Annotated in this window: 12 protein-coding genes; 4 read left to right on the forward strand and 8 right to left on the reverse strand. The window is 61.9% G+C overall.

All coding sequences use genetic code 11. The features are described from left to right. Positions 1-52: 52 nt before the first annotated feature. Positions 53-2,299, forward strand: coding sequence for a glycosyltransferase (locus tag VGG89_11335; GenBank protein ID HEY1977134.1), 2,247 nt, complete (start codon positions 53-55; stop codon positions 2,297-2,299). Here VGG89_11335 and VGG89_11340 read toward each other — a convergent pair. Further along, complete coding sequence (locus VGG89_11340; protein ID HEY1977135.1) at positions 2,285-4,150, reverse strand: glycosyltransferase; 1,866 nt, start codon at positions 4,148-4,150, stop codon at positions 2,285-2,287. The genes VGG89_11335 and VGG89_11340 overlap by 15 nt on opposite strands. Positions 4,151-4,334: 184 nt before the next feature. Then, on the reverse strand, positions 4,335-5,438 hold the full coding sequence (locus tag VGG89_11345; protein ID HEY1977136.1) for a hypothetical protein: 1,104 nt from the start codon (positions 5,436-5,438) through the stop codon (positions 4,335-4,337). Here VGG89_11345 and VGG89_11350 point away from each other — a divergent pair. After that, a complete protein-coding gene (locus VGG89_11350; protein HEY1977137.1) occupies positions 5,394-7,361 on the forward strand; it encodes a hypothetical protein in 1,968 nt (655 codons plus the stop codon). The genes VGG89_11345 and VGG89_11350 overlap by 45 nt on opposite strands. Here VGG89_11350 and VGG89_11355 read toward each other — a convergent pair. From VGG89_11355 to VGG89_11375, 5 genes are read right to left on the reverse strand one after another with little or no spacing between them, the layout of a single operon-like run. After that, a complete protein-coding gene (locus VGG89_11355; protein ID HEY1977138.1) occupies positions 7,304-8,347 on the reverse strand; it encodes a glycosyltransferase family 2 protein in 1,044 nt (347 codons plus the stop codon). The genes VGG89_11350 and VGG89_11355 overlap by 58 nt on opposite strands. Further along, a complete protein-coding gene (locus VGG89_11360) occupies positions 8,296-9,066 on the reverse strand; it encodes a hypothetical protein (protein ID HEY1977139.1) in 771 nt (256 codons plus the stop codon). Before VGG89_11360 ends, VGG89_11355 begins: the two co-directional genes overlap by 52 nt. Positions 9,067-9,080: 14 nt before the next feature. Continuing rightward, positions 9,081-9,857, reverse strand: a complete 777-nt coding sequence (locus VGG89_11365) for an ABC transporter permease (protein HEY1977140.1) — start codon at positions 9,855-9,857, stop codon at positions 9,081-9,083. Beyond that, entirely contained in the window at positions 9,838-11,805 is a 1,968-nt protein-coding gene (locus VGG89_11370) for a glycosyltransferase (GenBank protein HEY1977141.1), read from the reverse strand. The genes VGG89_11365 and VGG89_11370 overlap by 20 nt, the downstream gene beginning before the upstream one ends. Positions 11,806-11,815: 10 nt before the next feature. Further along, on the reverse strand, positions 11,816-13,249 hold the full coding sequence (locus VGG89_11375) for a hypothetical protein (protein HEY1977142.1): 1,434 nt from the start codon (positions 13,247-13,249) through the stop codon (positions 11,816-11,818). A 136-nt stretch (positions 13,250-13,385) separates the two neighbouring features. Here VGG89_11375 and VGG89_11380 point away from each other — a divergent pair, with 136 nt between their 5' ends. Beyond that, positions 13,386-18,182, forward strand: coding sequence for a glycosyltransferase (locus VGG89_11380; GenBank protein HEY1977143.1), 4,797 nt, complete (start codon positions 13,386-13,388; stop codon positions 18,180-18,182). Here the strand turns inward: VGG89_11380 and VGG89_11385 are convergent. Then, positions 18,179-20,005, reverse strand: a complete 1,827-nt coding sequence (locus VGG89_11385) for an HAD-IIIC family phosphatase (protein HEY1977144.1) — start codon at positions 20,003-20,005, stop codon at positions 18,179-18,181. The genes VGG89_11380 and VGG89_11385 overlap by 4 nt on opposite strands. Before the next feature lie 211 nt (positions 20,006-20,216). On the opposite strand from VGG89_11385, the gene VGG89_11390 reads away from it, so the two are divergent. Beyond that, on the forward strand, positions 20,217-21,620 hold the full coding sequence (locus tag VGG89_11390; GenBank protein ID HEY1977145.1) for an alkaline phosphatase family protein: 1,404 nt from the start codon (positions 20,217-20,219) through the stop codon (positions 21,618-21,620). Positions 21,621-21,701: the final 81 nt, after the last annotated feature.

The raw sequence follows: 21,701 nt of genomic DNA on the forward strand, positions 1-21,701 counted from the left end.
GTACCCCAGCGTGCCAGGTCCCGCCGGGAAACGCCGATAACAGCAAAAGCAGATGAACGAGAACGGTCGCTATCGCGAGCTTGAAGCACGCGTGCGCGACGAGCGTACGCGCCTGGAGAGCGTGCGTGCCGATTACGAGGTCATCATGCGCAGCCGCTTTCACGCACTGCGCATGTTGTGGTTTTCGATCAAGCAGCTCTTCGGCGTTTCGAGCCCCTCAGACGTCTACGCGGCGTGGTCGGCCGGCCTCGAGCCGAGCCTGACCGGTGGTCGACGGGCGCAGCGCGGCAACGGCAAACGCAAGGACGTCGCGCCGACGGCCGCGCTTTCGGAAGAAGAGACGGCCCTGATTTCGTCGTGGAACGAGCGCGTCGCCGCGCGCGCGATGTCGGAGTCGCCGCTGGTCACCGTGGTCATTCCGTTTTACGATCGCCGCGACCTCACGGTGCGCTGCCTGCAATCGATCGCCGATTCGTGGTTCGAATCGCTCGACGTGCAGTTCGTGCTCGTCGACGACGGCTCGACCGACCAAACGAGCGCGGTGGCTACCCGTTTAGACGGCGTCGAGTACGTGCGCAGCGCGAAGAACGAAGGCTTCGTGCGCGCGTGCAATCGCGGCGCGGCGCTCGCGCGCGGCAAATACGTTTGCTTCGTCAACAACGACACGATCGTGCGCGACGGCTGGCTCGACTATCTCGTCATGACGCTCGAACACGACGCGTCGGTCGGCATCGCCGGTTCGAAGCTCCTCTTTCCCGACGGGCGGCTGCAAGAGGCGGGCGGCATCCTATGGCGCGACGCGACCGGCTGGAACGTCGGGCGCAACGAACACGCCGACGATCCGCGCTACGGGTTCGTGCGCGACGTGGATTACGTGTCGGGCGCGTCGCTGATCGTGCGCATCGACCTGTTCCGGCGCTTGAACGGATTTTCGGAAGCGCTGCGTCCCGCGTACTACGAAGACGCCGATCTCTGCTTCGGTGCGCGCGCGCTGGGCTACCGCGTCGTCTATCAACCGCGCTCGGTGCTGGTACACGAAGACGGCGGCAGCTCGACCGATGCATCGTCTGGCGCAAAACGCTTTCAAGAAATCAACCGGCCCAAGTTTTACGAAAAGTGGAAAGCCGAGCTCGACGATCATTTCGAAAACGCGCGCGCGAACGTTCCCGCGGCGATGCGCCGCCACAGCAAAGGCCCGCGCGTGCTGGTCGTCGATTCCTACGTACCGCTTTACGATAAGGAAGCCGGATCGCTGCGATTGCTGCACGTCGTCACGATGCTGCGGCAGGCCGGCTACGGCGTCGTGTTCTTGCCGGACAACTACGCGCCGCTGCAGCCGTACACGAGCGAGCTGCAGCAGCTCGGCGTCGAGGTGCTGCATCATTTCGACGGCGGCCGTACGCCGCAAGAGTCGTTGGAGCACGTGCTGCCGTATATCGACGTCGCGTGGATCAGCCGCACGGAGCTTTACGATAAGTACGAACCGCTGCTGCGCCGCAACGCCAACCTCCGGATCATTTACGACACCGTCGACTTGAGTCACGTGCGCAAGAGGCGCAAAGCCGAGGTGCACGGCGAGACCGACCGGCAGTGGGAAGAGCTGCAGCGTCAGGAAGCGTCGGCCGCGCGCCGCGCCGACGCCACGATCGCGGTGACGCCCGAGGAGCAAAGCGTGCTCCACGATCTCGGCGCGCGCGAGGTGTTCGTGGTGCCGACGATTCACGAGCCGCGCGTCGGCGACGAGCGCGCGTTCGACGCGTCGTCGGGGTTGCTGTTCATCGGCAACTACAACCATCCGCCCAACGTCGACGGGGTTCGCTGGCTCTGCCACGACGTGATGCCGATCGTATGGCGCTCGCTCCCGAACGTTCGATTGACCTTGCTCGGCAGCAACGCGCCGCGCGAAGTTGAGGCGCTAGCCGCCGATCGGGTGAGCGTCGCCGGCTACGTGCGCGACGTCGCGCCGTATTTTCTGCAGAGCCGCGTCTTCGTCGCGCCGTTGCGCTTCGGTGCGGGGATGAAAGGCAAGATCGGTCAGGCGCTCGAGTACGCGCTGCCGGTCGTCACGACGCCGGTGGGCGCCGAAGGGCTCAACCTGCGCGACGGAGAGAACGCAACGATCGTCGCCGCGAACCCCGAAGCGTTCGCACAGGCCGTCGTCGCGCTTTATGGTGACGCCGAACGTTGGCAGCGATACTCGCGTGCGTCGGCGCAAACCCTCGAGCCCTTCACGCCCGAATGGGTACGCCCGCGCCTCCTGGATATCTTCGACCGCGTACGGTCGTTAGTGCCGCAGTAACGCCAGCACGTCGTCTAACGCCGTTCCTACGGCTTCGGGTGAGAAGCGTTGCGCGATCTCGCGTCCGCGTAGCGCGAGCGATTCCCAGAGCGCGCGATCGTCGTGGGCGCGCGCGATCAGTGCGGCAAGCTCGGCGGGCGCGTTTGCGATCGCCTCCCATTCGCCGGGCGCGAAAATACCTTCGGCGGCAATCGGCGTCGCCACGACGGGAATGCCGTGCGCGAGTGCGTACACGACCTTCCCTTTCATCCCCGCACCGAAGCGCAGCGGCGCGACGAACACCCGCGCGCGATCGAGTAGGGCGGCGGGATCGGCGACGTAGCCGGTGACCGCAACGTCGCGCCGCGCGAGCGCGCGAACCGCACGCGTTGGATCGGCGCCGGCGATCGTCACCGTGATGCCGGGAACGCGTTGACGCAGCAGCGGCACGACCTCGGAGCAGAGCCACTGCGCTGCGTCGACGTTCGGTGCGTGCGCGTAGTTGCCTAAGAACACGATACCGTCGCGCGACTCCCAGCCGTCCGGTGCGCGCGGCGGAATTGATTCGATGACCGGCACGACGCTGACGTTACGAACGCCGGCTTCCGAGAGCGCGTCGCGATCGTTCGTCGTCGTCGTCACAGTAACGGCGGCGCGGCGCGCAATCTTCAACTCGCGCTCGCGCACGGCTTGCCAGCCGGTCTTCTTTCCCCGCAGGCGCTCTTCGCGCTCGAGCCGCACGTAGTGAACGTCAACGGTATCGAAAATAACCGGAACGTCACGCAGCGCGTCGAGCAGACGTTCCGCCGGCTCGGGCCGGCAGAGCCATGCGCCATCGATCGCGATGCCGTCGCGTTCGAGTTGGTCGAACGCGGCAGCACCGAATCCAGTGATGACATCGACGCCGCGCTCGCGCAGCGCATCGGTATATGGCTCGTACGCGGCGCGGTCGATGCTGCCGAAGATGACGTTCCAGCCGCGCGCGCCCATCAGTTCGACCAGCGCGAAGATGCGGCGCGAGCCGGCGTCACGATCGGTGAACGGCACGTGTTCGTCGACGACGAGCATCGTACGCGTGCCGCCTAGCCGGCGGGCCGCACGATCGATGACCGCGGGATCGGGCTCGACGTGTTCGCTCAAGCGCTGCGCCCACTTTTCGACGAAGACGCTGCGATTGCGCTCTTGCAGCGCGCGCGCGTCGGGACGCGCGTTACTGCCGTAGCTGATGCCTTCGGCGTGATAGACGACCGAACGCGGCTGATAGACGACGCGGCCGCCGCGCTCGCGCAGCCTGAAGCAAAGATCGGCATCTTCATAAAACGCGGGCGCGAACTCCGGCGCGAAACCGCCGGCTTGCGCGAAAGCCGTTGCGCGCACCATTAGACTTGCCGCCGATCCATAGTCGACGTCACGGGCGCTGGCATACCGCCAATCGCCGGGCGAATCGCCGCGGCCGTAGTTCGAACCGCGTCCGTCGCGCCAGATTACGCCGCCCGCTTCGGCGAGCGTGCCGTCGGCGTAACGCAATTGCGACACGGCGGCCGCAACGCTCGCATTGAGTTCGAGCGTCTCGACGAGCGGCGCAAGCCAGCCGGGCGTTACGATCGCGTCGTTGTTGAGAAAGTGCAGGTACCTGCCGCGTGCGGCGGCGGCGCCCGCGTTGCTCGCGGCAACGAAACCGCCGTTGCGGTCGAGGCGGATCGTGCGTACGCCGTCGCACGCCGCGAGAAGCTCGGCGGTAGGATCGGTCGATCCGTCGTCGACGACGATGACTTCCATTTCAATCGCCGGGTCGCGCGAAGCCGCCAATGCGCGCAGTGCGGCGTTCGTATAGTGCCAGCGGTTAAACGCCGGAACGATAACGGAAACCACCGGTATTCCGGCAGCGCCGGCAAAGCGAACGGGAACGGGCTTCTTTGGGAGCCGCCATGCGCGTCGCAGCGCGCGCTTACGTCGGGCGGACGCCGTGCGTTCGCGGGCGTTGCGCGCGACCCATCTGCCGGCACGGCGAACGAGACCAATCGGGCCGTGGGCCGCGAAGATCGTTCGCGCTTTGTTAAATATAGCCGACTCGCTGGAGCATCACGCTGAGCTCGCGCCGGTCGTTGCCGAGTCCCAGTTGTGCAGGAACCCACGTCACCGATGACACGAGCGTGGCGGTCAGGTGCGGTGTATTCCGTAACGCGGGCGGCACGACAAAGGTAATCGTCTGCAGTCCCAACTGTAAGCGTACCGGCGGTCCGGCCGTGACGCCATCGAACGCGCACGACAACGTGACAGGCTTAATGGTTAGCGGTCCGTTCGACGGAACGTAGACGTCGAACGCGACCATTTGCGTGCCGGCTGGATTGGCCAGACGAACGCCGGCTCGCTTAGCAAGGAAGCAACACGATGCGCGCGTATCGGCCGACCACACACCGTCTCGCTGTTGCTGCTGCCAGTTCGCCGGCGGCAGCACGCCGAGTGGAAAGAACGGCGCTTGCAAGGCGGCCGGCGGGATTGCCGCCGCCTTTGCGCGCGGACCGTTTTTCGAATCGAAGTAGAGATAGCGCAAGATCACGCCGAGCCGGCGAGCGTCGGAGCCGTGCTGCGCCACTCGCAAGCCGAGAAAGACGAGCACTCGATCGACCAACGACGGCGGCGCCGCGTTTTCTTTTGGAACGTACGCTGTCGCGCTCGTGATGTTGACCGGAATCAGTCCGGTCGCGCCGCGCAAGGCCGGCGGAAGCGAAATGGTAACCGCAGTCGGCCCATTTGCATCGAGATCGTACCAAGCGCGCTTAGCATCGCCGGGCAACGCAATTCGCACGCGCTGACCCTCGCTGAACGGTGCCAAATTCGGAACCCAAAAACCGGCGACGAGCTTGTCTGCGGGGCCGTGCTTGCGCACGTACAGCGTTGCTTGCGCTGCTATCCAGCAGCACGTCAACACCTGCGGCGGCTCGACGTAGAGTCCGTTGAAGTCGAACGACGTGTTGGTCCATCCGCCGGGAACGGCGACGTCAGGCGGCGCGACGACCGCGTGCACGACGAAATGTGATGGATTGTACGCATCGTTCCGCGGGCCGCACGAAACGAGCAGGCACACCGCGATGACGGCGGTAATGTAGCGAAAATGCAGGCGCTGTTGCACGTTTTGCAAGGTCTTGCCGTCGCCCATGTGAGCCTACTGCTGTTCTTTCTGATCGGTTCGGTGGCCTTTCCGTGGTGCGATATGGAAGCGGATTTCGGCAACGCGTCGCGCATCTTGCTGCGCGTTGCGTGCACGTGCGGTCTCGGCCTGTCGCTCGTCGGACTCGGCATGTTCGCTATCGGCTCGCTGGGATGGTTCAACGTTCCGGCGACGACGGCGATGCTCGTGGTGCTCTTCGGGGCCGGCTGCGCGGCGTGGCGCACATCTCCGCTGCGTGCGGGATTCTGGCACTCGCGCCTACGCGCGCTGACGCATTGCTGGAGTTGGCCGATGGTGCCGGTCTACGCGGCCCTGCTGCTCATCGGCGTGCGCGCGACGGTTCCCGACGCCAACGTCTACTCCGATGCGATTTACTATCACTTGGCGCAAGCGCAATGGTGGGCCAATGCCGGCGGCCTGCAGCCCGACCCATTCTTGCAGTATCCGTTTTACGCGAACAACTTTCTCTTGCTCTACGTCACGTGGATGGTGTACGGCGTCGGCGAGTTCTCGACGTACCTGACGTGGCTGACGGGTTTGCTTGCGGCGTTGGCGGTATACGCGGCGATCGACGATTATCTGCCGAGCGTGCATCGAGCGGTGCGCGCGATCATCGCCCTGCTGGGCGTCTTCTCGCTCATCGCGACGGCGATCTTTTTGGATTACTCCGTTTTGGGATACGTCGACGTGCAGATCGGCGCGATTGCGCTGCTGGCGGTGCTTTCCATTCAGATCGGAATCCGCGACTGCCGTCCGGGTTGGTTCTACGCGGCGGCGGTGATGGCGGGCTTTCTCGCGGGTATGAAGGCGTCGTTTTTCCTGTTAGTGCCGCTGTTTGCGATCGCGATTGCGTGGGCGGCGGTAACGGCCGGCCGGCCGCGTGGGCGAATCGCATTGATGCTGGCGCTGCTCTGCGCGGTCGCCGCACCGTGGTACGTGCGCAATCTCGTTTTGACCGGCGATCCGATCGATCCGGTGCTCAATCTCGCTCTCTACGGTCACGACGGCGTGTGGGAGAAGGCGGAGTGGGACGGGATCGTCTCGGACTTCTCAACGCCGCGCACGCTCAAGGCCTACGCCACGTTACCGGTTCGCGCGTACGTCGATCCGACCAGCGACGACTTTCGCGAGTACGGCGCGTCCGGCGTGATCTTATTCTTGTACGTTCCGACCGCGGTGTGGCTCATAGCGCTATTGCGCAAGCGCCGGGTATCGGCGCAGTTCGCGATTCCGATCTTCGTGCTGACCGGCTTAATCGGCTATTACCTGGCAACCACGTACCTCTTGCGGTACGCGCTGCTGTTCTATCCGCTGCTCGCCGTGTGCATGGGGATGGTGCTGCTCGAGCTGGCCTACCGGTGGCCGCGTCTCATCCCGGCCGCGCTGGCCGTCGCGGTCGTGGGGGCGATGCCGAACCTCGCCAACGAGCCGGTGATGCGCCAGTTCACCCGCAACGACGTGATCTCCGATCTCAAGCACTTGCCGTCGTATCACGGCGATCAAGCGTTTTTGATGGAGAACGACGAGGGGTATCCGGCCGCACAAGCGGCGATGGATTGGATGCGCGCGCACGGTTACGCCGGAAACGTCTTCGTCGTCTCGGGCACGGCTTTCGATTACTACATGCTGCGCCAAGGCATTTCGAGCATCGGTACCAGCAACGGTCCCGCCAGTTATCTCCGGCTGGCCCGGGCGATCGACGCCGGCGAAGCCGTTGAGTTTCTCGCCGACCTCGGAACGCACGCCGTCGTGCTAGGCCCGCAAGATTATCTCGACGCGAACTACGGCGCTTTGCTCGCCCGGCAGCTGCGAGCCGGCGGCTACCGACAGATCGCGGTGACGAACCCGCAGGGCTACCGCGTCTTCGTTAAAGACGGAAACCGTCGGTACACGTTGACCAGTAGCTCGTGACTCGTTTTCTGCGCGAACTGCACGTCGTACATCAGCGCGTTGAGCACGAGCTGAAAGCCCATTAAGAACGGCAGCACCGCCAGCATCACGGTGCCGGTCGAGCGGTCTTGATTCGTCGCTTCGCTCAGGGCCCACTGATACGCACCCCACACCGTACCACCGAGCATCAGCAAACTGCCGAAGAACAAATAGAGCGATCCGAGATTGAGATCGAAGATGAAGTACTGCACCAGTACGCGGCGCAGGATCAACCGCAACAGCTTGAACGGAAAATCCCAAATTATGCGCGGTATAGAAAGTGAGCTCGGCGCGTTCGTATAGATGGTCGGCATCTCGAGCTCGAGGATCGGCAGTCTCCGCAAACCCAGCTCGCAGAGCACCGACGTCTCGAAAAAGTACGAATCGGCGAACTTCTGCCACGGCAGCAGCGCCAGTAGCGAACCGTTGAACGCCAGATAGCCGTTGGTGGGATCGATGACGTTCCAATAACCCGATGCGAACTTCGCGAGCAGCGACAGCACGGCGTTGCCGAAGAGCCGGCGCTTGGGCATCTGCGAGATCACCGACGAGTCGAAGAAACGGTTGCCCTTAATGCACACGAGCGACGTATCGTTTGCGAAGAGGTCGCGGATGATCGGAATGAACTTGGCGTCCATCTGACCGTCGGCATCCAGCTTAACGATTACTTCGGCCCCATTTTCGATGCAGAAAGCGATGCCGGTTTTCATCGCCGCGCCGACGCCGCCGTTGCGTTCGCGCTGCAGCACCACAACGGCGGGGTTACCGCCGTAAGCGGCCCGCACCGCCTCGCCGGAGTGCTGCGGGCATCCGTCGTCGACGACCACGACCGCGTCGGCGTATTGCAGCGCTTGTCCCACGACTGCTGCGACCGTCTCGGCCGCGCGGTACGCCGGAATCACGCAGTAGAGCACGGTCAGTCTGTCGGGTTCGGCAGCGTCGGCCGCGGCAGTCCTAGTTTCACGCACATCGCGTGAATGCCGGGATTGGTTTGGCCGCACGCGGTGTTCAGTTTCGCAACGAGATCGTTGGCAATGCGCTCGGAGGCGTCGTGAGTGGTCAATGCGTCGTTCACCGGCGGGATCGTCGATGCGCCCGACTCGCCGCCGATCGCGGTGCCCAAGAAGAGCGCTTTCGAATCGGAGTTCTTGATGCTGGCACCCACGACGCCGGCAGCGATCGTTTCGAACGGAAAGCCGTTGCGAGATCCGTAGCCTTTGAGATCGTTGGAGACCCACGTGATCGTCGGCTTGGGAAAACCGGTCGGTGCGCACGATATCAACTCGGCGTTGGTGCTGACTTTCGACCAGCCGTGATTCCATATCACAAAAGGATCGTTACTACTGTAGGTATTGGTGCCTTCCAAGATGATGCCGCCGAGCACTTGCGGGCCATTGGGATTGCCCTTGCCGGGGTCGTTCTCGCACTGATCCTCCAGATCGTTGGGCGCCCACGAAAGGCGCGGCAGAACCCAGACCGTGCCGGCGTGCGCCTCGTCGAAAAGCTGCTGCAGCCGATCGACGAGCGAGTGAACCATCGGCGCGATGCTGTTGTCGCCGCCGGGCGCCACAATATAGAAGGTAGAGGCCGACGCGGCGAGCTCGTTATCGGCGTTGGCGGGAGCCTGAACGCCCAGCAGTAGAGCGAGGGCCAAAATCCCAGCACTCAAGCGAAGAAAGGGAGCCATCGGCGCCTTCTTTTCTAGACGAATTCTACGAATGCATCCCGATTGCGGTTGAAATACGACAGCGCAACCAGGAGCAGCACGACTCCGAAGGCGCCCGCGAAGAGCAGATCTTGCCATCTTGGGGGCGTTCCGAAGTAGAAGACGTGCTGATAGCCCGAGATCATTGCCGCGATCGGGCTGAACTTCACCATCCACTGAAGGTTCACTGGTACTCTTGCCCGCTCGTAAAAAATCGGCGTGAGAAAGACGAAGGCCATGAGCAAGTAGGTAACGATCTGCTGGAAATCGCGATAGAAGACGTTGAGCGTTGCTGCCAGGAGCGCGAAGCCCAGCGTAATGCACAACTGAATAACGAGTAGCAACGGCAAAAAAGCCAGTGCCCAGACGACGTTTATGCCAATCGCCAGACTGACGAAGAACAGCAGCACAATTGTGATGAGAAAATTCAAGCCGTTTGAGAGCACGGGCACGATAACCAGCAACTCCGTTGGCAAAAGTGTCTTTCCGACGAAGGATCGACCGTCGATAATCGATGTTACCGCTTGCGATATCGCGCTCGAGACCCATAACCATGGGATCATACCGCTCAGAAGAAAGAGAGGATAGGCGTGGACGCCCGAGTTGAGATAAACGGAAAACACCAGCGTGTACACGGCCATGAAGAGCAGCGGGTTGAGGAGGGTCCAGGCGAAGCCCAACACCGAGCCGCGATAGCGTAGAACGAGATCGCGCCAGACGAGCTCATAGAGGAGCCAGCGGAACCGGTAGACCTTACGAAGCGCTTCGAGCATCGGCTCCTCGGGTGGTTAGCGCGCGTTCGATCACATCGCGCCACGTTACGCGTTGAACTTCCCACGCCTGCATGCGACGCTCGAGTGCCTGGCGGCGGCGGTACCACAGTGCGTCGTCGGTGGCCAGTGCGATGAGACGCTGCGCGAATGCGGCAGGATCGTCGGCAACGTCGGCATCGTCACCGTCGTGCAGGTCGAGGCCCTCGGCGCCGACCGCGGTTGCGACGACCGGAACGCCGGATTGGAGCGCCTCCATCGTTTTGTTTTTCACGCCCGCGCCGATCCGCATCGGCACGATCGCGACGCGCGCATTACGGTACATCCGCGCTATCGACTCGACAAATCCTGTGAGCACGAGCGCATCGCTTGCCAGCGCTTGTACGGCCGGCGGCGGACTCTTGCCCGTAACGATCGTGCGGAAATGCGGCAGCGCGGCGCGAACGAGCGGCAGCACCTCGTCGCAGTACCAGCGCAACGCATCGACGTTCGGCGATTGCGTCCCGCCTAGCCACCCGGCCACGAACACGGCGCCGGCGCGCCCGTCGAGCGCTGCGGGCGAAACTTCGATGCCGGAAAGCAGCGGCGGCATGAACTTAATGGGCGCATGACCGTCGACGCTTTCCAGCCACGCCCGTTCCTCCGGGGAAATCGTGACGAGCAGATCGGCCGCTCGGGCAATGTGACGCTCCAGCTCTTCCGTGTCCCGCGCACGGGCTTCGATGAGATCTCTGCGCTCGTCATTGCATTCAAGCCGCGCCTGTAGCCAGAGACGCTTGTGATAGAGCGCCTCGGCGTCGTAGATCAACGGGACCCCCGGCAGCGCCGCACGGACGGTATCGCAGAAGAACCGGAAGTTGTGGGGGCGAGAGATAACCATGGCGTCGTACGTTTTGCCCGGATGCGCTAAGTGGTTTGCGAGCGGCTCGTCCATCACGTCGACACCGAGTTCCGCCAGCGTGTTGCGCCGCGGACGGTGCGTTACGAAGGCGGAGACGGCGCAGCTCTTGAGATCCGCGAACAGCTCACTTGCGCGCACGAATCCCGACCCTAAGCCGCCTGAGCCCGCGCCGGCATCCGGAAGCCGGTCGTCGATCACCAAGACGCGTGGTGCGCCGCGGCGGCGCGACACTGCTGCCTCGATCGCTCTCGGCGAGTCCGGCTTCGGTGAGGGATAGGTTTGCAGTACGTCATGCCACTTCTCGGCGAGGAATGCTTGATTGCGCCGAAACAGAAAGGCGCGAAAGTCGGCATCGTTTGAACTGGCCGCTTCCAGGTGCGAGATGAGCGAGCGCGGCTCGTAGACAATTTCGCGCTCGAGCTGATGGCGCAGCGCCAGGCAGAGATCGGTATCTTCATAGTACGCCGGAAAGTAGCGCATATCGAATCCGCCCAGCCGATCGAAATCGTCGCGGCGGACGAGCATGCCGTTTGCCGACGTGTAATCGACGGCGCGAACGTACGAGTAGGCGAGCGACCCGGGACGCTCGCCGCGGCCTAACGGCATCGTGGAGCCGTCCGACCAGATGATTCCGCCGGCCTCTTGCAGCGTTCCGTCGGGGAAGAGAACTCTGGAACCAACCGCGCCTACGCGCTCGTCGCTTTGCGCCGCGGCAACTAGCGCATCGAGCCAGCCGGGATGCACTTCGCTATCATCGTTGAGGAAGACGAGGTATTTGCCCTTTGCGTGCTTCGCCGCGAAGTTTGCCCCACCGCCGAAACCCAAATTGAGCCGCGCATGCAACGGACGAATTCCCCGCACCTCGGCTACGAAGGCGTCGACCGTATCCTGGCTCATTTGTTGGAAGAGCACGAGAACTTCGTACGGCGTTGATGCAGTCTTAGTCGATCGCGCGATTGCGGAAAGGCAATCCCGCAACAGCGCCACGTCCTCATACGAAAGAATGACGATCGAAGCAATGGGGTTTGTCGAAGCGATCAGCTGAGTCAACGTCCGCGCTTTAGGAGCGGAAACTGCCGCGCAACCGGTTCAGCCACCGTTTGAAGCGCCAAAAGCGGCTCGATTGCACGGTATCGACCAACTGAGAAAGCTGAGCGCTTTCCGCTTGCAGCGTTGCAATGACGGCGTCGGTTTGCGCCGCCAGCGCTCCCTCGGCCGAGGCGACCCGCTCACGTAACTCGCGAGTTTCAGCGCCTAACCGCGATTCCGCTTCGCGAAGGGCCGCTTGCAAATCCTCAATGCGTTGAGTGAGTCCTTCGCTCGTTTGGCGCTCGCGTTCGGTCGCCGCTGCAATTTCGCAGCGAAGTCCGTTCAGGCTGCGTTCGCTTCGTTCCCGAACGTCGTCAGCGTATGCCTGCATGACGGCCTTATCGGCCAACGAGGCAATACGGATGGCATCGAGTTCGCCGAGCAGCTGCTTCACGTATGCAGCTCCGCCGGAGACCTCGCGCTCCAAGTCGGAAATCTTACGCTGGAGCTCTGCCGCGCGCTCCTTAGAAGACGTTTCGATTGTGGTAAGGCGATCGACGCGGGCTTTAGCGACGTCCCGATCGCGGCGCGCGTTTTCGAGCATCGCTCGCATTTGCGAGAAAGCCTTGTCGGCGTCCGCGCGCGTGCTCTCGAGCTGAGTGAGAAGCGAATACCAGTCCGCTTCCGCATTCGCCGCATCGCGCTGCGCCACGTCGGTGACGTGCTGCGACAGGAGCAACGCGATGTGAAGCCTCAGACGTGCTTCGCGCTCCGCGACGAGCGCCAGAGACTGCGTCTCGTAATCGTTACGCCGAGCTGCGATGTCGGAAGCCTTGCGTTGGATTTCCGCTGCCGAGCGTTCGGCGGTTGCCAGCGCGTGGAGCAGCTGATGCCGGGCCGCTTGCTCGCGCTCCAACTCAAGATACAATCCTTGCACGGATTCAGCGCCGACAGCACTCGGCGAGCTCAACGTCGCAGCGGGTCGCGCGTGCACCAGCAGCGAGCCAATGACGCTATGCAACTCGTCGGCGCCTTCGATCACGTACCCGGCTCGCGTGAAGATATCGAATCGCGGCGACCCCACTGCAGCGACGACGATGCCGTCTTCGCCTAAGATGTGGCGCGCGCTCTGCAGCACGCCCGCGAGATCGCTCAAGCGATCGGACGGGTCGCAAAGAACGATTGCATCGGCTCTGCCGGCGAGGAACTCGGGCGGAATCGAAATGTCTGCGGGCATAACCGTCGTAACCTGAGTCGCAAAAATTCGCGCTTCGTCCTCATCCATCGAACCCGTGAGGATGCACGCAATCGAGCAACCGCGTCGATCGAGAGCGTGCAGCAATTCTTCGCCGACGTCACCAATCAGCAGTACGTCGTGCGCCGCGCTCAGAAGGTCGACGCATCGCGTAATGCCGGGATCGGGAACGTTTTCTGAAACCGCCTTCAAAGTGTCCGCGCGCTCCATATCGTCAGATGCGGCTTTCCTTTGCCTTATCATCGGCCGGCACCCGCGCCGAGGCGAGCGGCGGGCGCTCAAACGCCGTCCGATTTAGGCCGATTCAAGAGGCTACGAGTGCCCAGAGAGCGGATTGAGGTAAGGGGTGCCAGCAGAACGCGACCGTTCGGGTAAGAACGTCAACCAGCGCGTGGTACGAGACGCGGACTTCGTCACGCGCCGCGCGGCGATCGTTCTGGGCATGCATCGTTCGGGAACCTCGCTGATGGCTGCCCTCCTTTGTAAGGCAGGCGCGGACCCGCCGCGACAGCTCATGGCCGGCGGCGGCGATAACCCGACCGGCCACTGGGAGTCATGGCCGCTGTATTTTCTCGACAACGAGCTGCTGGCCGCGCTTGGTCTCTCGTGGGATTCGACCCTTAGTCTGCCGCCCGAAATGCTGCGCTCAACAAAAACTGAGCGCTTCATGCCGCGCTACGCCGAGGTGATCGCTGAGGAGTACGATGGCTCCGATTTCCTCTGCGCCAAGGATCCACGTCTCTGCCGAATCTTCCCGGTGCTGCGGAGAGCATTGGAAGACGGCGGCATTGCACCGAGCTGCATACTGATTGCGCGGCATCCGCTCGAAGTTGCGGCCTCGCTTCGCGACCGCGACGGGTTCCACTGGAGCAAATCGCTGCTGCTTTGGCTGCGCCACGTTCTGGAAGCGGAGCTTCATAGCCGCGATTTGCCTCGCGTCTTCGTCACGTACGACCAACTCATGAGCGATTGGCGAGACGTGCTGCACAAGGTCGGCGAGCGGCTCGATATCTCGTGGCCGCGTCGCCAGTCCGAGATCGACCTCGCCTTCGAGTACATTATTGCCGACTCGCTGCGGCATCATCGCAACAGCATCAAGCAACTCGATGCGCGCAGAGACGTCGTCCGCTGGGTGAAAGCGATTTACCGCGCATGCGTTGCCGCGTCGGAAGACGAGGACGTGACGGCGATCTTCGACGACATTCGAAATCAAGTCGCCGTGGCGGACAAAGCGTACGAACCGCTTCTCGCTGCCGCCGAAGTGCAACGCAAAGGCCTCGAAGCTTCAGTCACATCCGAACAGAAAACGGTGAAGACCCTGCGATCGGATCTTTCCGCTCGCGATGGCGATCTCGAAGCACTACGGAGTGAAGCGGGCTCGCTCAACGACCAGCTCGCCGCGCGCCGGCAAGAGCTTGAGGACGCGCGGCGGCAAGCCGAGGCAGTTCGGGCCGATAGCGACGCACTGAGTGCGAAAGCTGACTGGCTCTACACGGAGCTCACCGCGCGCGACGAGGAACTTCAAGAGTCTCGACAGCAAGCGGAAGCGCTGCGCAGCGAAGCCGAAGCCATGCGCGGCCAAGCTCAAGATTTCCGCGCCAGGAACGCGATTTTACTTAACGAGGTGCGTTTGCAGCACGCGGAACTCGTTAAACGCGACGCCGACCTTGGAGCCGCTCGGAATCAGGCAAAGGCCGCGACCGGTGCCAACGACGCGCTCAGCGGTGAAAACGAAGCCCTTCGCGGCGAGAATGAAGCCCTGCGTCGCGAAAGTGAAGCTTTGCATGGCGAGTTAACGCTGTTGCGCGAGCAGACCGCGCGCATCGAGTCGGAATTTGGGAAAGCTCAGTCCCACGCTACGGAGACTCTCGCCAAAGCCGAGGCGTTGCTCCTCGAGAACGACGAGCTGAACCGCAAGGCGGAGTGGCTCTTCGGGCGACTGACTACCCGCGAAGCGGAACTCACGCAAGAGCGGCAGCACGTTGAGGACAGCCGACTCGAACTGGATGCGTCGCGCGCCGATTGCGAGGGGTTGCGGGCCGAGGCCGATGATCTGCGCAATCAGCTTAACGCGCGCGCGGCGGAGCTGGAGAGCGCGCAGCAGCAAGCAGCGGCGGAAAGAGCGGAAAATCAGCTGCTGCGAACCGGCGAAGCGGGCGTATCCGAGCAACTCAACGGGCGTAACGCCGAGCTCGATGCGTCGCGTGGCGAGACCCGCGCGCTACGGGAACAACTCTCGTCCCGAGACTCGGAGCTCAACGAAGCGAAGCAGCGGGCCGAGGCGGTTCGCGGTGAGATGGAAACGTTAAGCGCCAAGGCAGACCGGTTGTACGAGCAGCTTACCGCTCGCGAGGCCGAATTGCTGCAATCCCGGCAAAGGCTCGCATCGTCCACCGAAGATATGGCGGCACTGAAAGTTGAGCGCGACGCAGAGCGACGCGACTCCGAGGTGGCCCGAAACGAACTCACCAGTGCCCATTCGACCCTCTCGTCTGCCAAGGATCAGATTGGACTCCTGCGAGAGCAGCTCGTTACGTTACAGTCGGTAATTGCGCAACGCGACGCAGACGTGACGGCAATGCGCGAGGAACTGGCTGCGGTGCGCCGCGAGTCGGGTGCACTTCACGAGCGCTTGTTCTCTTTACAGCGGGAGGCCGACAGCGAATCCGCTCGCTTAGCGGTTCGCGATCGGGAGCTCACGGAACGTCAGGCGCGCGTCGATGCGGCTTTGGCCGCCGTGGAAGACGGTCGCAGCGAGGTTCAAGCCCTACGCGAAATGGTCCATGGTCGCGACGCTGAGCTAAACGATCTCCGTGAGCTTCTGTCTGCCGAACGTGCGGCAAAACGCTCGATCGAAGTGCAGAATGCGATCCTTTCGGCGAGAGCAGCCCAGGGGCGCGCGGAAGCGGTGCTCGATTCTAAAGATCAGGCACAGGCGCCCGTAGCCGAATCGTCCCAACGGGCGGTCCCCATCGGTGACCGTTCGCCGCTTCGAGACGATGAGAGGATCGAGTCGCTGCTTCAGCAGCTCGCGGCGGCACGGGAAGCGCGCGACGCTATGCGTGCCGAGCTTGCGCTCGAGCGTGAGGCAGCACTCGGTGAGCGGCTTCCCGAGCTGAAGTACACGGAGCTCGTCGCGAAGGTTGCCGCCGAAGATGCGGGTGCCGGGTCTAATGCCGATGCTGCGGCCAAGATACGGTTGCCGATTTCTGCCGAGCCCGAAGTCAGCGTAATCATCCCAACGTATGGTAAGGTCGGGTACACGCTGCAGTGTTTGGCTTCGATCATGAATTATCAGTCACGCCGCGCGTTCGAAGTAATTGTCGCCGAAGATGCTTCGGGCGATCCGGAAGTAGAGCTGCTCGCGAGCATCCCCGGCGTGCGATTGCTGAACGCGCAAGAGAACCTCGGCTTTATCGGGAACTGCAACCGCGCAGCCGCAGCAGCTCGAGGCCGGTATCTATTCTTTTTAAATAACGATACCGAAGTCACGAGCTGGTGGCTCGATCGCCTGGTTGATGTGTTCGAAATGCACAGCGACGCGGCCATTGTTGGATCGAAGCTCGTCTATCCCGATGGGCGTTTGCAGGAAGCCGGCGGAATCGTCTGGCGCGACGGGAGCGCCTGGAACTACGGGCGTCTCGGTGATCCCGATGCTCCTCAATTTGCTTACGTTCGTGAAGCCGACTACATTTCGGGCGCGGCCATTTTAGTCGATGCGGAATTCTTTAGGAGCGTCGGCGGCTTCGATGTGGAGTACGCGCCGGCATACTACGAAGATACCGACCTTGCGTTCAAGGCACGCGCTCACGGCAAGAAGGTGTATTTTCAGCCCGCCTCAGTCATCGTGCACTACGAAGGCGTTTCGCATGGAACGGACGTGGGCGGGGGCGTGAAAGCCTATCAGGCGCTCAACGCGACGAAATTCTTTGAGCGGTGGAAAGAGACGCTCGAGCGAGACCACTTTCCAAACGCCGAGAACGTCTTCGCGGCCAGAGAGCGGTCGCGAAACAAGCCGTGCGTTCTCGTCGTCGACCACTACGTTCCGCAGCCGGATCGCGATGCCGGGTCGCGCTCAACGCTGGCCGCGATGCACGCGCTCCAAAAATGTGGGATGAACGTTAAGTTCTGGCCACAGAACCGCTACCGCGATCCTCAATACATCGACCACCTGCTGCAGTCCGGTATTGAAGTGTTCTACGACTCGAACACCGGCAGCTTCGAGGACTGGATCCGTGACATTGGAACCCATGTCGACTACGCACTATTGAGCCGCCCGCACGTCGCTGCTGAATTTATCGAAGCGCTGCGAACTCACAGTCGCGCCAAGCTTCTCTACTACGGGCACGACATCCACCACTTGCGAATAGCCAGACAGCGGGAGGTCGATCCGACGTCGGAATCTTTGCTTGAAGAAGAGTCGTACTGGCGCGAACTCGAGGAACGTGTTTGGAGCATGGTGGACACGGTTTATTATTTCTCAGCCGAAGAAGCGGAATATGCGCGGGAATGGCTTGCTAGTCGCGGATTGTCGACCCGCGTTCGCACCGTGCCGCTGCTGGCCTTCGAAGACGTCGCAGCGTGCCCGGCGGCAAATCTTAGCGAGCGGCGCGACGTTATTTTCGTCGCCGGTTTCGGTCATCCGCCAAATATCGACGCGGCGCAATGGCTCGTTTCGAAGATCCTGCCGCAGGTCCATAGCCGCCGGCCGAATACACATATGTGGATCGTCGGCTCGAATCCAACGGATGAGGTGAGAGCGCTCGCCGGTCCCGACGTGACCGTTACGGGGTCGGTTTCCGAAGCGGAACTGGAGGCATTCTACCAGCGCGCACGAGTCGCCGTTGCGCCCATGCGGTTCGGCGCGGGCGTGAAGGGAAAAGTCGTCGAGGCGATGCGTTATGGCTTGCCCATGGTTACGACCAGCGTCGGCGTGCAGGGACTCGGGTACGCATCCGATGCCTTGCGAGCTTCAGACGATGCGACGACGCTTGCGGACTATATCGTCGCGTTGCTCGAGGATGACGACCTGTGGCGGGAGCTTTCTGCGCGATCGCAGGAAATCGTTCGTCGTGAGTTTTCCCTTGATGCGATGTGTCGCGCGTTTGCAGACGACGTTCTGATGCCGCCGGTCCGGGCTTAAGCCGGAAGGGAGTCGCCACTCTTGGGAGCCGTCTCCCAAGATTTCGTTAACCTCACGTGCGCTGGAACACAAAGCGCCTGAGCCAACGGCCGTTCCCATCGGCCGTTGGCGCCAACAAAACCGCAGCGGTCAAAGAGGTCTCGCACGACGCTGTTGAGTGGTGTCTCAACGATCGTCCCGACCGCACTCTTCCGCCCACTCTCACCGAACAGCTCTAAAAGCGCAGACATCGCTGCCACCTCAACGTCGAGTGCAATGACCCTGCAGCTCATTGCAAACTGTTCGATGTGCGACCCCTCGGTAATAATAATGCCGACGAGCCCATAGTTGGTGAACCGGTCGCTCGCGCGCAGCGTGAAAAGGCGCTTTCCCGCGCGAAGGGCTTCCCGACATTCCTGCTCGGACCGCCGCACGCCGGTCGTGTTGAACTGATTGGTCCGATTGAGCAGCTCGACGGCACGCGCGAACTCCTCTGAATCCGTGTCGACGATCTCGCTGAGCGACACCTTAAGATCGAGCGTTTTGAGAAAATCTTCGCGCCCAAGCTGTTGGCGCTGCTCCTCCCGCACGATCTGCGCCCGAACCATCTCCGTGCGGCTTGCCGCTTCCGTGCTAAGGCGCGCTACCTGCGTTTCAGCAGACCACAGCAATATCCGCCGCCACAACAGCGGGTTAGAGCCCAACGTTCGAATGCCTGGGAAGGCGCCTTCGATCGCAGCGCGTTCCACGGGATTGTCGTCGATGAAAAGGACGCTGCGCGGTGTTAAATTCACCGTTTTTAAGATCTGTTCGATTCCGTTGGCTTTAGGTTCCCAGCTGATCTTCAAAGCGACAAAGTCTTCGGGCCTAAGCCGCCCCATAAATATCTGGTTCCACAGGTCACTTATTCGCTTTTCGTCGTTCTTACTGACGACGGCGAGCAGAACGCCTCGGCGGCGCAAATACGTCAGCGCCTCAACGACACCGAGCGGCCAGCCTTCTAGCGCATGCGGCTGTACTTCTGTGAACTCGGCGGCAACGCCGCGCCACAATGTGTCGTCGAGGTCGAGAATGACCATTTTTACTGAGTCAACCTGTCGCAACGTTCGATACATGGCGACGATCTCGTCCCAGACGGCAACCATCACGTCTTCGCCATTCGAAGGGTACCACTCCGTGGCGCGTGCGGGGCCCTCGAGCCGTTGTTCGTCGTATTCGAAGTCGTAGTCGGTAAGTTGGCTGCTGTGGTTGGTTACGGCCAGCACGTCATCCTGATAATAGCGGCGTCCGAACGTAGCGATAACGGAATCTAGATCGAAAAAATAGCAGTTCTTATAATCGAGGAGCATGTCCGCAAGAGCTTCGTTCAACTTTTCAACGAAGTGAACCATATTGCGGAGATCGTACCGCGGGAAGAATCTGCCCATCGGGTTCTGTTGTGGGACCATGAAGTTCCAAACGAACGTCAATAACCCATGCTCCACGTTCCACAGCAGCGCCGCGTCCAAGAACATACGGAGGTTCTGCTTCGAAGTTTCGAACAACCGTTCATATGCCGTGACGTCGCCGTACGACAACGAGAAATACTCGTAATCTTTCAGGATAGACCGCATCGGTATTTGCAGCACCTGAAAGTCGTATTCCGCGACTGGTTTGGGCGGAAGCTCGGGAAGCCGCGGAACGTTATTGATTAGGAAGAAGTCGCACGGGCATCCATTATCGGCGTGTTCGATATAAGGCGGATAGCCGGTTATGAGGCACTCGCCCAGGACGATGCAACGACGAATCCCAATCGGCGTCAGAGCCAAATCCAGCGGAACCCTGAATTCCTTGTTCTCTATCATTGCCGGTGCCGTGGATTTTACGAGAGAACGGAGCGGCTCCTAGCGCGTTGAATCGAGGAAGGGCTGGCTGGGCTGCTAAAGAGCCCGACCAGGTAAGCCCTCGCGCCGAAGGTCCGAATAAGTGGAAGTATGGTATGCGGCCGGGGGTAACCAGGCCAGCGCCCCATACGTTGCAGGTTAGGACGTGGAACCGACAAAGTACAGGCAGCCCATGCGTGCGCTCCTTAGCGACGTCGTCATTTCAATGCGTGCCGGCGGGCGCACTTTGTGCGCCGCGATCGTAGCGAGCGCGCTATTATCCGGCTGCTCGCCTGGCGCCGCCCCCTCGTTGCTGGGGGGCGCGTCCGCCGTACCGCAGGCTCGCCCCGCGATGTCGCCAAGCACGCCGATCAAGCACATCATCGTCATCGTCCAGGAAAACCGAAGCTTCGATAACATCTTCGCCGGCTTCCCCGGCGCAGAGGCACCGACGTTTGGAAAGCGGCACGACGGGACGACGGTGCCATTGCGCCCCTTAGGGTTTATCGCGCCGGGGGACGCCTGGGGCTACTACTCGTTCCAGCAAGGCCAAGCGGACTACGATCACGGGAAGATGGACGGGTTCGATCTGGCGCAGAACATTAACAAGCTTCCCGTCGGCAACGATGTCTATAGCTATATTCCGCGCAACCTCGTTGCGCCATATTGGACGATGGCACATCAATACGTGCTGGCCGACCATATGTTCCCGACGATGTTTGGCCCGAGCTACACTGGGCACCTCACGCTCGTTGCCGGCGACACGCTGTTGCAGACGGGCCTGGCCGAAGTCGACACGCCGACCGCGATGCCGTGGGGCTGTGATGCGCCAGCCGGGACTGGATCCGATACGTACAGCTCGTCTGGGGTTTACACGTATAAAAATGGCCCTTTTCCTTGCTTTGATGACTCGAACTCAATCTTCGGTCCGAAGACCATCGCCGCTTCCCTCGATGCTGCGAAGGTTTCTTGGAAATACTATGACCCGGCCTTGTCTAACCCCGGTTTTCAATGGTCCGTCTTCGACTCTATCCGCGACGTGCGCTACGGACCGGACTGGAAGAATAATGTCAGCAGTCCACCGACGAACGTGCTCAAAGATATCTCGAGCGGAGACTTGCCGGCGGTTTCTTACGTCATACCAGACTGGCTCGACTCCGATCATTCGGATACGAACAGTAACACGGGACCATCCTGGGTTGCCTCGGTGGTTAACGCAGTAGGTCAGAGCAAGTATTGGAACTCCTCAGCGATCGTCGTGGTATGGGACGATTGGGGCGGCTGGTATGACAACGTACCGCCGCCACAGCTGGACTTCTTGGGACTGGGCATCCGCGTGCCTTGCATCATCATCTCCCCGTACGCGCGCGCACACTACGTTTCGCACACGCAGTACGAGTTCGGCAGCGTTCTCAAGTTTATCGAGCAGACGTTTGGCGTCCCCTCGCTCGGCGCAACCGACGCACGCGCGGCCAGTCTCGTAGACAGCTTCAACTTCCTGCAGTCTCCGCGCAAGTTCGTCCCGGTATCCGCGCCGTACAGTATGATTCACTTCCTGCGGGCGAAGCCATCGCACAGGGCTCCGGACGACATGTGATGATACGCGGCAAACGCGGAGCGGGCGTTTTAATCGCATGCGCCTTTCTCATCGCAGGCTGTGCCGGACCATATCGTGCGG

Source organism: Candidatus Baltobacteraceae bacterium (assembly GCA_036488875.1).
Lineage (GTDB): Bacteria > Vulcanimicrobiota > Vulcanimicrobiia > Vulcanimicrobiales > Vulcanimicrobiaceae > JAFAHZ01.